17 protein-coding genes are annotated in these 12,651 nt (G+C 67.6%); 16 read left to right on the plus strand and 1 reads right to left on the minus strand.

Features of this window, described 5'->3' with window-relative positions:
- Nucleotides 1–26 precede the first annotated feature (26 nt).
- The 5 genes from AC4GY7_RS09935 (at nt 27) to AC4GY7_RS09955 (ending at nt 3,809) form a co-directional block, all read left to right on the plus strand.
- Complete coding sequence (locus AC4GY7_RS09935; RefSeq protein WP_491113388.1) at nt 27–212, plus strand: hypothetical protein; 186 nt, start codon at nt 27–29, stop codon at nt 210–212.
- A 198-nt stretch (nt 213–410) separates the two neighbouring features.
- Complete coding sequence (locus AC4GY7_RS09940; protein ID WP_491113390.1) at nt 411–590, plus strand: hypothetical protein; 180 nt, start codon at nt 411–413, stop codon at nt 588–590.
- Between the two features lie 181 nt (nt 591–771).
- Nucleotides 772–1,374, plus strand: coding sequence for a hypothetical protein (locus AC4GY7_RS09945; protein WP_491113392.1), 603 nt, complete (start codon nt 772–774; stop codon nt 1,372–1,374).
- The gene (locus AC4GY7_RS09950; RefSeq protein ID WP_491113395.1) at nt 1,355–3,550 is read left to right on the plus strand and encodes a terminase gpA endonuclease subunit; all 2,196 of its coding nucleotides are present in this window, start codon (nt 1,355–1,357) and stop codon (nt 3,548–3,550) included. The genes AC4GY7_RS09945 and AC4GY7_RS09950 overlap by 20 nt, the downstream gene beginning before the upstream one ends.
- Nucleotides 3,551–3,560: 10 nt before the next feature.
- The gene (locus tag AC4GY7_RS09955) at nt 3,561–3,809 is read left to right on the plus strand and encodes a DUF6148 family protein (RefSeq protein ID WP_491113397.1); all 249 of its coding nucleotides are present in this window, start codon (nt 3,561–3,563) and stop codon (nt 3,807–3,809) included.
- Nucleotides 3,810–3,854: 45 nt separating this feature from the next.
- Here the strand turns inward: AC4GY7_RS09955 and AC4GY7_RS09960 are convergent, their stop codons facing one another.
- Nucleotides 3,855–4,100, minus strand: coding sequence for a hypothetical protein (locus AC4GY7_RS09960; protein WP_491113769.1), 246 nt, complete (start codon nt 4,098–4,100; stop codon nt 3,855–3,857).
- On the opposite strand from AC4GY7_RS09960, the gene AC4GY7_RS09965 reads away from it, so the two are divergent.
- The 11 genes from AC4GY7_RS09965 to AC4GY7_RS10015 all read left to right on the plus strand — a co-directional run bounded on the left by AC4GY7_RS09965 (nt 4,018) and on the right by AC4GY7_RS10015 (nt 12,635).
- A complete protein-coding gene (locus AC4GY7_RS09965; protein WP_491113750.1) occupies nt 4,018–5,502 on the plus strand; it encodes a phage portal protein in 1,485 nt (494 codons plus the stop codon). The genes AC4GY7_RS09960 and AC4GY7_RS09965 overlap by 83 nt on opposite strands.
- Nucleotides 5,499–6,977 (plus strand): S49 family peptidase, encoded by a 1,479-nt coding sequence (locus AC4GY7_RS09970; RefSeq protein WP_491113399.1) that lies wholly within the window; start codon nt 5,499–5,501, stop codon nt 6,975–6,977. Before AC4GY7_RS09965 ends, AC4GY7_RS09970 begins: the two co-directional genes overlap by 4 nt.
- A gap of 66 nt (nt 6,978–7,043) precedes the next feature.
- Entirely contained in the window at nt 7,044–7,724 is a 681-nt protein-coding gene (locus AC4GY7_RS09975; protein WP_491113401.1) for a head decoration protein, read from the plus strand.
- 92 nt (nt 7,725–7,816) lie between these two features.
- Nucleotides 7,817–8,857, plus strand: a complete 1,041-nt coding sequence (locus AC4GY7_RS09980) for a major capsid protein (RefSeq protein ID WP_491113403.1) — start codon at nt 7,817–7,819, stop codon at nt 8,855–8,857.
- Nucleotides 8,858–8,965: 108 nt separating this feature from the next.
- On the plus strand, nt 8,966–9,283 hold the full coding sequence (locus tag AC4GY7_RS09985) for a hypothetical protein (RefSeq protein WP_491113405.1): 318 nt from the start codon (nt 8,966–8,968) through the stop codon (nt 9,281–9,283).
- 4 nt (nt 9,284–9,287) lie between these two features.
- Nucleotides 9,288–9,593, plus strand: coding sequence for a head-tail joining protein (locus AC4GY7_RS09990; RefSeq protein WP_491113407.1), 306 nt, complete (start codon nt 9,288–9,290; stop codon nt 9,591–9,593).
- 18 nt (nt 9,594–9,611) lie between these two features.
- Nucleotides 9,612–10,304 carry a DUF6441 family protein gene (locus tag AC4GY7_RS09995; RefSeq protein WP_491113409.1) on the plus strand — a complete coding sequence of 231 codons (693 nt, stop codon included), beginning with the start codon at nt 9,612–9,614 and terminating at the stop codon, nt 10,302–10,304.
- A gap of 4 nt (nt 10,305–10,308) precedes the next feature.
- Entirely contained in the window at nt 10,309–10,749 is a 441-nt protein-coding gene (locus tag AC4GY7_RS10000) for a hypothetical protein (RefSeq protein WP_491113410.1), read from the plus strand.
- A gap of 31 nt (nt 10,750–10,780) precedes the next feature.
- A complete protein-coding gene (locus tag AC4GY7_RS10005; RefSeq protein ID WP_491113412.1) occupies nt 10,781–11,722 on the plus strand; it encodes a phage tail tube protein in 942 nt (313 codons plus the stop codon).
- A 20-nt stretch (nt 11,723–11,742) separates the two neighbouring features.
- Nucleotides 11,743–12,042 (plus strand): hypothetical protein, encoded by a 300-nt coding sequence (locus AC4GY7_RS10010; RefSeq protein WP_491113414.1) that lies wholly within the window; start codon nt 11,743–11,745, stop codon nt 12,040–12,042.
- The gene (locus AC4GY7_RS10015) at nt 12,042–12,635 is read left to right on the plus strand and encodes a hypothetical protein (RefSeq protein ID WP_491113416.1); all 594 of its coding nucleotides are present in this window, start codon (nt 12,042–12,044) and stop codon (nt 12,633–12,635) included. The genes AC4GY7_RS10010 and AC4GY7_RS10015 overlap by 1 nt, the downstream gene beginning before the upstream one ends.
- Nucleotides 12,636–12,651: the final 16 nt, after the last annotated feature.

The following is a 12,651-nucleotide window of genomic DNA, read 5'->3' on the forward strand; positions in this document are numbered from 1 at the left end:
AGCATGTCTGACATTCGGAGGTGGCAATGGCCGCACCCAAGCCCCTCACGCAGGGCGATCGCCTGCGCATCGCAGCCGAGCAGCTGCTCGACCTCGCTGACCGCTTCGACACGCCGGGGCACAGCCTGGTGCAGCGAGAGGTGCTGCATGACGATACCGAGACGGTCGCCGGTGATGTGCGCGCCGTAGTGCGCGGCCGCGGCTTCCAGTGATCCTCAACCGGTGCGGTGCGCTCGCGCCGCTCCTCATCGGTGTGCAGGAGCGGCAGTCGGCAAGCTTCACCGCTCGACTGCAGGCTTCGCTGCCGCCTGCGACCCAGCGTGACCAGCGCTCCTGTTTCCCGCGGTAGGACCACGATCAGTCGCGATGCCTGCCGCCTCGGGGCATCGTGCCCAATGGAAGGATATCGAATGCGCCTCTTGCTGAGCCTGTTCTCGCTCGCCTCGCTGCTGCTCTCGCCGCTGATCGCAGTGGCTGCTCTGGTCATCGAAGGCTTGGGTGCCCTGCTGCGGGGCAGACCGGGCCATATGCACCTGACGCCCGGCACGCCGCGCTCCATCCTGGAGACGCGCCGCCTCGGGCTGGCCTGATCGATCCCGAGGGGGTCTGATCCGATCCGGACTGACCCCCTAGGGTCCTCCCCGGCGGGCCGGACCGATACGGGGGGCGAAGCCGCGACGCGTGCACGTTCCCCATATTTTCCGGGGCTACGCCTTATTATTCGTGTTTCGGATTGCTCGGCCGAGCCGCTGGACGGGGGCGGGAGGTTAGATGCCGCGCACAGCCGTTCCACCCCGCCGCCAGCAGAAGAAGCGGGCCAAGCCTGAGCTGATCGTCAGCCTCGACGAATTCGCCTCGATCTGCAGCGTCACGCCCGAGACGATGCGCAAGCATCTCGCCGACGCGCCGCCCGATGCGCCGTGGATGATCGAGCGCGGCCGCCGCGGCGTCAGCTTCAAGATCGCGGCGCCGGGTGCGGTGGCCTGGTGGAAGGACCGGTCCCGCGGCGGTGACCCGGAAAACGACGCCCGCCTGTCGCAGCTCGCCGAATGGCGCCTGATGGCGCTTGGCGATGGCGGAGACGACGAAGGCTTCCGGATGACCGGGAGCGAGCGATCGGCCGAGTTTCAGGCCGGCATGGTCGAGCTCAAATACCGCGAGGCGATCGGCGAGCTCGTCAAAGCCGCGACGATCTACGAGGAGACCGTGAACGCGGTGATCGAGCTCCGACGCCAGCTGCTGCGTGTCGCGCCTGAGATCCGGCGCGAGCTCGGCCTCGACAAGGAGACCGAGCTGGCGATCGAGACGAAGATCGGCGACCGGCTGGCTGCGTTCGTGAAGAAGCTCGGCGTCGATGTCGGCGCCGGAGACTGAGGAAGCGCAGGCGCCGCGCCTGGGCGCACTGGCGATGCTCATGGAGCGTCGCCGGGAGCCGCCAAGGTTCGCCGACGCCGGCGCCGCGATCGTCAAAGCCTTCGCAGAGGTGGCGTTCCCCGAGAAGGTGACGCCGATGGAGGCGGCGAACCGTCACCGCTATCTGCGCAACCCCGGTGCGTACAGCGGACCGTGGCGCGACAGCCCCGAGCCGATGCAGCACCTGGTGCAGCCGACCAATAATCTGATGATGACGTGCTCGTACAACGTCATCGCGATCATGGGTCCATCGCAGATGGGCAAGTCGGAGATCGGCAACAACTGGCAGGTCCATTCGGTCATATACGACCCGGCGGACATCGGGTTCTGGCTCTGCGACAAGAACCTGATCCACAGCTACGTAACGACGCAGATCGACAAGCTGCTCGACGAATGCCCGGACGTGAAGGCCCGGCAGCTGACCGGATCGTCGGCCGACAACATCCACCTGAAGCAGTTCCGCGGCTGCGACTGGCACTTTCTGTGGCCGACCGGCTCCAACTTTCGCGCCCGGCCTTTCTCGCGCGGCCGCCTCGACGATCTCGACGACTTCGACGATGATATCGGCGGCCAGGGCGATGCCGTATCGCTGTTCGAGGGGCGCACCACCAGCTTCCAGGGCTACGGCTGGAAGCTCTACGTCAATTCCAGCCCCAAGAAGGGTCCGAAGCGCGGCATCGAGGCGCTCGTCGCCTCCGGCACCGGCAACCGCTGGTGGGTCGATTGCCTGATGTGCGGCGACCCGTTCGAAATGGCGTGGGAGCGCCTGAGCTTCCGCCAGGACGGAACGCCTGTGGAGGCGGCGGATAGCGCCGTCATGGTCTGCCCCCATGAGGGCTGCGGCGGCATCCACCTCCAGACCGACAAGCCCGCGCTGATGGCGACGGGGCGCTGGGTGGGGAAGGGTGAGACGGCGGTACCGTGGTCCACCGGCAGCAACTCGGGCAAGACGGGGGACATCGAGCCGAACACGACCGATTCCTACTATTGGGACGGCGTGTTCGGCCTGGCGCCGTGGTCCTCGCTGGCGCGGCAGCATCGCTCGGCCGAGCTTCGGTTCGAGGAGCACCAGGATGACGGCCCGATCAAGTCGTTCTGGCAGACGAAGATCGGTCGCAACGATCCGGGCCGCGGGCGCGGCGACGCGCCGGTGACCGAGGATGCGCTGACCGAACGTGCCAAGGCGTCGACCTATCGGATGGGCACGGTGCCCGATGGCGTCGTCGCCATCACACATACGGTCGACCTCGGCGTCGACCGCTTCTCGGTCCTCGCTGTAGGCCATGGTCTCAACAACCGGGCGTGGATCATCGACCGCTTCGATATCCTGACGCTCGACGACGGCATCACGAAGGTCGAGCCCTTCCGCCGGCGCGAACATTGGAAGGTCCTCTACAAGCGCGTTTTGGCGAAGCGCTATCCGATGCAGCGTGACCCCTCGCAGTCGATGCGGGTGCTGTGCACCGGGCTCGATACGGGCGGCGCCGAGGACGCGACCGACAATGCCTATGCGTGGTGGCACGACATGGTGTCGGGCAACCTCGCCGAGCGCCGGCCCGCGCTGCCGGCATCGATGATCGTGCTGCTGAAGGGCGGCAACCGACCCAAGGGTAAGCTCCTGCCGCCCCCGACGATCGACGCGAAGCGCCAGATGCCGGACGCGCCGGAATGCGAATTGTGGGTGCCCAACGTCAACCGGTTCAAGTCGATCGCCGATTACCGACTGCGCCGGCCGGCGCCCGGGCCCGCTTTCATCGATTTGCCTCGCGAATTCGCCGACCTGCCGCTCAACCGCCTGGTCAACCCCTGGATCGCCGAGCTGCGCGCCGAGGAAGAGATCGAGGGCCTCTGGGTGAAGCCGGAAGGCGTGCGTAACGAAACGTGGGACCTCTTCGTCTACTCGCTGGTCGTCATGATGAAGCAGGTCGGGCGCGATCCCAACCTCTCCATGGTGCCGCCCTGGGCGCGCCCACCGCGGAACGCGGCGCCGACGATCGTCCTGCCGCCGCCAACCGATGACGACCCTGCTCCGCAGCCGCCGCGCCCTACCGGGCCGCGGGTGAGCCGCCAGGGCACGCCGGCACGGCTGACATCCACCGGACCTCGCCGCGGTGTCCGCGTCGTCCGCTCACGCTGAGGAGCCACAGATGGCAGGCATCACCCTCGAGATCGCCGACGGTCGGCTTCAGCAGTATATGGCGGCCGAGACCGCGGTGCTGTCGAGCCAGGCGTACAAGATCGACGATCGCGAGATGACGCGCGCGGATCTTGATGCGATCCGCTCGGGCATCGCCTATTGGTCGGACTGGGTCGACAAGCTCAACCCCGTGCAGCGGGCGCTGCCGACGCCTCGCCCGGTCGGGCGGATGCGCAGCGGCCGGTACCGGATCCGCTGACGTGAAGATCCAGGCGCGCCAGAACCTTCTCGATAGGGCAATCTCCTACTTCGCGCCCAAAGCCGGCGCCGAACGCATGGTCGCGCGGACCAGCATCGCTGCCACGACCAGCCTGTTCGGTGGGGGCAGCGGATACCGTGGCGGCCGCGGCGATCGCGGCAAGCGGCGCGGCTGGTTCGCCCGCGCCCGGTCGGCGAATGCCGACACGTTGCCCGGTTCGGAGCGGCTGCGCGCCACCCAGCGCGACGCGGTGATGAACGCGCCGATCGCGACGGCCGCGATCAACCGCATGGTGACGTTCGTCGTCGGTTCGGGCCTGATGGCGCTGCCGGCGATCGACGGCGTGGCCTTGGGGCTGGAGCCGGAAGAGGTCGAGGCCTGGCACCGTCGCATCGCCACCGACTATGATGCCTACATGGCGTCCAAGGACGTCGACGCGGAGCGCAAATCGACAGGCTACGGCCTGCAGGCGGTTTCCTACCGTGGCGCCATCACATCCGGCGACATGCTGGCGATGCGCGTCATGCCCGCCGATCAGCCCGGCCGCGGCACCGAGACCGCGTGGAAGCTGATCGAGGCCGATCGGCTGCGCAATCCGCCGACGGTCACGGACGGCGCCATCGATCCGCGCACCGGCAACATGATCGCAGGCGGCGTCGAGGTCGACAGCTATGGCGCCCCGGTCGCCTATCACGTTCTGCGGCAGCACCCCGGCGATCTGCAGATCCGGCCCAGCTACAACCTTGTCCCTGAGCGGATTGAGGCCTGGGATCGCACGCTGCAGCTTCCACGCGTTATCCACCTGTTCAAGAGAGAGCGGCCCGAGCAGGTGCGCGGCGTCGGTTTGCTCGCGACGATCATCGAGCCTCTGAAGACGGTGTCCGACGCGAGCGACGCCGAGCTCTACGCGACGGTCATGTCGGCGATGATCGCCGTCATCTACAAGTCCAAGGGCGCGAGCCCGATGCCGATGCCGGACTTCGGCGACGAGGATGATGAAGCGGGCACCGGCGGTGGCGGGGGCGGGGAGGGCGGCGTCGCCCCTCCAGAGCCGCCGAACGACTACCGCTTCGAGTCCGGCTCCGTTCTCGAGATCGACAGCGATGCCGATGTCGAGATCAAGTCGCCCGGCCGGCCGAACTCCGCATTCGAGCCGTTCTTCCACGCCATCGTTCGCCAGATCGGCGCCGCCATCGGCATCCCCGAAGGCGTGCTGATGCTAATGTTCAACAGCTCCTACACCGCCAGCAAGGCGGAGCTCGAGGTGTTCTACCTCCAGGTGCGCGCCGAACGCGCCTGGCTCGAGGGCGATATCGCCGTCTGGCAATATGTCTGCTGGCTCGCGGAGAAGATCGCGCGCGGCGACTATGACATGCCCGGCTTCTTCTCCGACCTGCGACGTCGTGCCGCCTGGGCAGGCGTGGGCTGGCGCGGTGACGGCAAGATCACGCTCAACCCGCTGCAGGAAGCCAAGGGCTACGAGATCCACGAAGCTCATGGCTGGAAGACCGGCGAGGAGATCACCGCCGAGCTGACCGGTGGCAGCTTCCGCGAGAACATCCGCAAGCGCGGCGCCGAGCATCGTGCCTTCGTGGCCGAGGGGCTCGTCGTGCCGACGCAGGCCGGCGCCGCCAAAGCGGCTCAGCCCGAACCCGCCGACGAAGGCGACAAGAAGAAGGACGACGAGGAATGAGCTTCCGCTCCTTCAGCCGCGCCGGCATCACCCGCCGGCTGTTCAACACGCCCTTGGCGGTCCTGCCCTCGACCGCTGCGATCGTGCTCGGCGCGGTAGGCCCGCGCTTCGACGTCAGTCAGCTGCTGATGCATGCCGGCGGAGAGCAGCGCGACATCGCCGAGCTGGTGACGCTCGCTGCCGGCGAGCGCGGCCGCATCGACGCGCAGCGCGGTGCCGACCAGCGCCGTCCCGATCTCAACGCGACCGACGTCCTCGATGTGCAGGACGGTATCGCGCACATCAACGTTCGCGGCGAGCTCGTTGCGGAAAACGGGGGCGGGGTCAGCCCCAGTTCGGGCTTTACCGGCTATGACGCGATCGGCGCCGCCTGGGGCTTCGCCCAGCGCGACACCAACGTGCGCGGCACGATCGTCGACATCAGCTCGCCTGGCGGCGAGGTCGAGGACCTGTTCGAGCTGTGCGCGCGCATGATGAACGACCGCGGTTCGAAACCTAGCCGCGCGATCATCCGCGGGGTCGGATGCTCGGCGGCCTATGCCTTGGCCGCCTGCTGCGACGACATCACCGTGCAGGATCTCGGGTTCGCCGGTTCGGTCGGCGTCATCACCATGCATGCCGACTTCTCGGGACAGCTCGAGCAATCTGGGATCAAGGTCACCCTGATCCAGGCGGGCGAGCACAAGGCGGACGGCAACCCCTTCGAAGCGCTGCCCGACGACGTGCGTGCATCGATCCAGGCGGATATCGATCATGCCTACGGTCGCTTTGTCGATCACGTCGCGGCCGGCCGGGCCATGTCCGTGGACGCAGTCCGCGCGACCGAGGCGCGGGTCTTTCGCGGCGATGAGGCCGTCAAGATCGGCTTTGCCGACAAGGTGATGGGCTGGGCGGAAGCGCAAGCCGAGTTCGTCGCAAAAGTGAATGGCCGGCCCGCGCCGGCATCGACCCCCACGCGCAAGGCCAAGGCGGCCACACGCGCATCTCAGGAGCCCAGCACCGTGTCCATCCTCGCCGGCCTCACGGCCATCACGATCGTCGGCTCGGCCGACAACGCCTCCACCATCCAGGCAGCCCTCGTGGCCGCCGGCGCCGAAGGCGTGACCGTCACGGCCGTCGACGCTGCGCCGACCGCCAGCGGTCCCTCCGCGGAAGATGAGCGCGGCCGCATCATGGCGCTGGTCGACCTGTGCCCCGACACGACGATCTCCGCGTCGCTCCAGACGGCGATCGATGGCGGCCAAGCCGCTGGCGACTTCGCGATCGGCCTTGCGCAGGCTGCCAAGGGCCGCGGCGCTACCGTTGACCAGCTGCGCGCCGGCGCCGTTCAGCCCGGCGAACTGCCCACGGACACCAAACAGGGCGCCAAGTCGGGGCTGAAGGCGCCGACCGGCAAGGCGCGCGGGGCCGCGATCGTCGCAAAGGCGGCATCGATGGGCATCCGTGGGGTCGCCCACCTCGCCCAGAAGGGCTGATCGCCTTTCCAATCCCGAACTGGTGCGAGCTGCGCTCGCGCTATCCTCCTGACAAGGACGTGACCCATGTACGAACGCGCCTCGCGATCGGTGAGCAACTTCGCCGCGCCCAAGACCTTCATCCGCTCCCAGGCGCAGCTGCGCAGCCGTAAGGTTGTGCTCTCGGGCGCCAAGTTCCTGGCCGCCTCGGTGCTCGGCATCGTGATGCTGGGCGCCGCAGCCGTTGCGGCCAGGCCCGGCGGCAACACCGGCAATGGCACCTTTGCCCTCGATGGCGCTGCGCCGCTGGGCCCGCGCGCGATGCCGGGCACCTATACGCTGCGCTGCATCGTCGCGGCGGCGAACGGCGGTACCTTCCGGCTGGAAGATCCCAACGGCTACGTCCTCGGCGATGTCGTGATCACCGCCGGCGCCGGCGGCACCGCCGTCGTCAACGAGCATATCCGCGGCACGCTGACCGATGGCGCAACCGACTTCATCGTCGGCGATGGCTTCGACGTGACCGTCGGTGCCGCGCCCAAGGTGGCCGGGATCGACCGCGCCAAGCTTGCCGCGGCCGCGTCGATCGACGGCAGCCAGGAGCCGAGCCTGGTGCTCGCCTATGACGTCGACGCCACCGCCGGTGATGTCGAGGCGATCGCCTACGAAAGCGGCGACTTCCTGCGTGACCAGCTCGTGTTCGGCGCCGGCATCACCGCCGACGGCGCGCGCGAGGCCTTGCGCCGGCGCAACATCACCCTCGGCTGATCCGGGCAGCGACCCCGCCTCAGTTTCCATCCTGAAGGGCCGCCCGGTCGAGATCGGGCGGCCCTTGTCGTGTGCCTATCTGGAGAAGCCCCATGGACGACGATTATCTCTACGACGTCACGACGCTGTACGGCATCATCGAGCCGCTCAGCATTCGTGGCAATTTCCTGCGCAGCCTGTTCTTCTCGGCAACGCCGATCCTGTTCGACACCCCCGATATCAAGTGGGACAAGGTGTTCGAGGATCGTCGTCTGTCGCCCTTCGTCAGCCCCTACGTCGCCGGCCGCCCCCGCCAGGACCGCGGCTTCCAGACGGAGAGCTTCGTGCCCGGCTATCAGAAGCCGACCGATCGCGTCGATCCGAGCAAGCTCCAGAAGCGTCGCCCCGGCGAGGCGCTGGGCGGCGAGCTGGCGATGTCCGATCGCCGCGACCTCCTGATGCTGGACTACATGCTTCAGCATAAGACCGCGATCGAGCGGCGCGACGAGGTCATGGCGGCCGAGACGATCCGCACCGGCCGCGTCACCATGAAGGGCGAGGATTATCCGACCTCGATCGTCGACTTCGATCGTCCGTCCAACCTCACGAAGGTGCTGCTGCTCGGTGCCCGCTGGGGCGAGACCGGCGTTTCGCCGGTGCAGAACGTCGAGGATTGGCTCGATGAAGGGTCGAGCGAGGTCGGCGCCGCCTACAGCCATGTCATCTACGACAAGAAGGCCTGGGCGCTGTTCGCGGCCGACCCGGCGTTCAAGACGAAGATCGACCTCACGCTCGGCCAGTCGCGCAGCGCGGTGGAACTCGGCTTCCAGCCGGGCGCGCCGGGCTCGCCCGTCTTCAAGGGGCGCATCGGCACCGTCGAGCTCTACGTCTACAACGACTTCTACGAGGACGATGACGGCTCGAAGAAGTGGCTGCTGCCGGACTACACGGTGATCCTCGGTGCGCCGGCGGCCTACGAGGGCACGCCAACCTACGGCGCGATCCTCGATCCGCGCGCCGGCTACGTGCCGATCGAGTGGTTCCCGAAGAACTGGATCGATGAGAACCCGGCGGCCGAGTGGGTGCAGACGCAGACTTCGCGTCTCCTCATTCCCAAGCGCGCCGCTGCGACCATGTGCGTGACGGTCCGCTGATAGCGGACACGGACGCCTGACAGACTGGGCCGGCCACCAGCGCCGGCCCGGTTCTTCGAAGCCGCGCGGGCCGCGCTCCACGGTTTCGATGAACCCTAGGAGACCATCATGACCCAGACCTCAGCGACCGGCCGCCGGTCCACGAAGAAGGCGAGCCTCGCCGCAACCGCCGCGGCGGTGACCAAGAACATCATCGGCGCCGTCCTCGACAAGCCCGAGACCGTTCAGCTGCCCCAGGCCGTTTCGGAAATCCACGTGTCGCCCGAGGACGTGATCCCCGCCGGGACTGTCATCACCAAGGCGATCGCCGAGGAAGCCGGCCTGGAGGTCGAGGACGTCGAGGATCTGATCGAGGCGGGCCACGTCAAGCTGGTCGACGTCTATACCATGGCCGCTGCGGCCGCCGACGCGGCGGACCAGGCCTGATTCCATGCCGTTCGATCCCGCTGCCGACATGGACGTGTTCTTCAACGCCGCTGAATTCGGCGAGGCGATCACGTTCAATGGCGTCGGCGGGATCGCCGGTATCTGGGATCGTGGGACCGAGGTGGCAGATCTCAACGCGCATGGCGTGGTCATCGACACCAACATCATGCACCTGCCGATCGCCCAGGTGCCGGAACCGCATGGCGGCATCGTCGTGATCATCCGAACCGGCGAAGCCTTCCGCGTCACCGGCGAGCCGCGGCTCAACCGCGCCGGCGATATCCATGCCTGCGAGCTGGAGCCGCTGTAGGCCATGCTGCGGCCGAGGATGAAGCGGCCCGACTTCGGCGAGCTGTTCGACGGGTCCGAAAAGGATGTTGCCCGCTTCGTCACCGAGGCGATGGGCGACACCACCGACGACGTGAAGGAAGCCTTCCGCGACCAGGTGCGTGCCGCCGGCCTCGGCGATCGGCTGGCCGATGCCGTTCGCGGCGTCGCCTATCCTAACCGTAGCGGTCGCCACAGCCTCGAGCCGTCCGGCTGGATCTACGCGCAGCCCTCAAAAGACGGCCGCGGCGCCGCGGCGATCATCGAGAGCTACGCCGATGGCCGCATGCTGGTCGCGCGTAACGGCCGCAAGTTCCTCGCCGTCCCAACTGACGATTGTCCACGCGAACGGAATGGCCGAGCTGCCACCCCCGAAAAGGTCGAAGCGAAATTCGGCAAGCGCCTCGTACTGATCACCCCCGGGGATCGCGGCTTTCAGACGCCCTCTACCCGTCACCGCGCGGTAGCGTATCTCGTCCTGAAAGGGCTTGTGATCAACAAGCGCAGCGGCCGGTGGAAGAGCGCAACGGAGCGGGAACTGAGCGGCAAGACCCGCAACCCGCGTCCCGTGCAGGCGGTCATCATGTTCAGCCTGGTCCGCTCGGTGAAGAAGCCGAAGTCGGTCGACCTGTCCGCCCCCGCGGCGATCGCCGAGCAGCGGTTCGACAGCCACCTCAACGCCCGCTGGAGATAGGCCAATGCGCAAGCGGCTGGCGGTGCTCACCGCCGTGAAGGCGATGGTGAAGGAGGCACTGCCGGGCGCCGACGTGCTGGGCATGGACGCCGAGGAGGCCAAGCCCGCGCGCGCTAGCGACTTGGGGATGGCGATCGTCCGTTCGGGCGATCCGGGCACGCCGGATGTCGACCTCTCCCCACGAACCTATTGGTGGGAGCATCGCATCCCCATCGAGCTCGCCGGCTATCAGTCCTCGGCGCGCACCTATCAGGAGGCGCTCGACGACATGATCGCGGCGATCGACGTCGCGATCGAGGGGGACCGCACGCTCGGCGGTCTGTGCATCTACCTCGACGCCGAGCCGCCTTCCGATGGCGAGCTCGACAAGACCGGCGCCAGGCCGATCGGCTGGGCAGACTTCGCGATCATCGCTTCCTACTCGACCGACAGCCCGCTCGGCTGATCCTTTCCCACCGTCACCAGGAGACAAGTCTATGGGTCGCCCCATTGGCATCAACATGGTCATGAACGCCGTCGCCGAGGTGACGTACGGCCAGACCCCCGCCACCAATTTCACCAAGCTGGCGCTCGTCAGCCACACCATGGGCGAGGAGCAGGGCCTGATCGAGGACGATCAGCTCGGCTTCGGCCGTGAGGGCCTCGACCCCGTGCCCGACGTCATCAACAACGATGGCGATGTCGTGGTGCCGGTCGACCTGCGCGGCATCGGCTTCTGGCTGCGCCAGACCTTCGGCCCGCCGACGACCACCGGCCCGGTCAACGGCAAATACACCCACGTCTTCACGTCGGGCGCGCAGTCGCTGCCGTCGACGTCGATCGAGATGGGTTACCCGGACGAGCCGTCCTACACGACCAATTACGGCGCCGTGGTCAACTCGCTCAAGATTTCGCTTGCCCGTTCGGGCATGTTGAACGCCACGCTATCGTTCATCGCGCAGGGCGAAAGCGACCCGGTCACCGTGTCGATCGCCGGCATCGCCACGTCGCTGCGAGGCCCACGCTTCGCCCAGGCGACCGGCAAGATCACGATCGAGGGCGTGACCGCGGCCGACATCGTCTCGGCCGATATCGCCTACAGCAACCAGCTGGATAAGGTCGAGGTGATCCGCGAGGATGGCCGGATCGGCGGTGTCGACCCCGGTAAGGCGATGACCAGCGGATCGCTGACCGCGCGCGGCCCGCGCGGCACGCTGTTCGCCAAGGCCCGTGCCAAGCTCCCGGCCGTGGTGAGCTACGGCTGGACGCAGGATGGTGGCAGCCTGATCTTCTCGCTGCCGCGCATCTTCCTGCCCAAGCCCAAGCGGCCGGTGTCCGGCCCGAAGGGCATCCAGGCAACCTTCAACTATCAGGCATCCGGCGCGTCCGGTGCGCAGCTGACCACGACGCTCGTCAACGACGTCCCGTCGTACGCCTGAGCCCTTTGGGAGAGCATCACATGGCCAAGCGCAACATCGCGGCGGCAGTCGCCGCACCCACGTCGATCGCTTTCGGCACCACGCCGAGCGACATCCTCGCCAACCTCCGTGTCGTCGATGCGGCGACCGGTGAGCCGCTCATCCGCGTCATCACTGCCGACAGCGATGCCGGCAAGGTGTCCCGCTATGCGGTTGAAGACGGCAACCTTGTCCGCAAGAACGATGCGTTCGTCGTCATCGAGGAGGATCGCAAGATCCGGATCGAGTGGATCGAGCCGCCCGTCGACGACGACGAGGGCGAGAGCGGGCAGGAAGGCTGATGTTCCAGCTTGGCAGCCCCCAGCCGGTGACCAGGACGCTGATCGCCGCGCACGGCGATCGTCCGGCGGTCACCGCCACCTTTAACCCGCAACCGACGCCGCTGTCGCTGCGCGCGGCGCGGTCGGCGGTCGCAGCGGTGATGCGTGACGGTCAGCCCGATCGCATGCAGCGAGCTGCCGATGCCTTCACGGCCGCGGTGATCCGCTACAATCTCACCGGCTGGTCGGGGATCGGCGATGCGGCGGGCGGGGAAGTGATGCCCACTCATGATCGCGAGATCACCGACGATGACGGCGCGGTGGTCGACGTCGAGCTCGGCACGATCTCCGCCTTCCTCGCCGAGCCGCGGCTCGTTGAGGCCGCCGATCGCGAATATGTGTCGCCCTGGGTGGCGCTGGATGCGGAAAAAAACGGATCGTCCGCCTCTGTGAGTGGCACCACAGCGGCGGTGACGCCGGATCCCGATACTGCCAGCTTAGCTGCCGATATCGAGAGCACGGTCGATGCCGTGACGACGACACCGGCGAGCCCGCCTGTCCCTACGACGTCGACGCCTGCCAAACCGAGGAAGGGCAGGCGCTCTGGGAGCTGATCGCCGGTATCGGTAA

Source organism: Sphingomonas sp. SP5, from assembly GCF_058313455.1.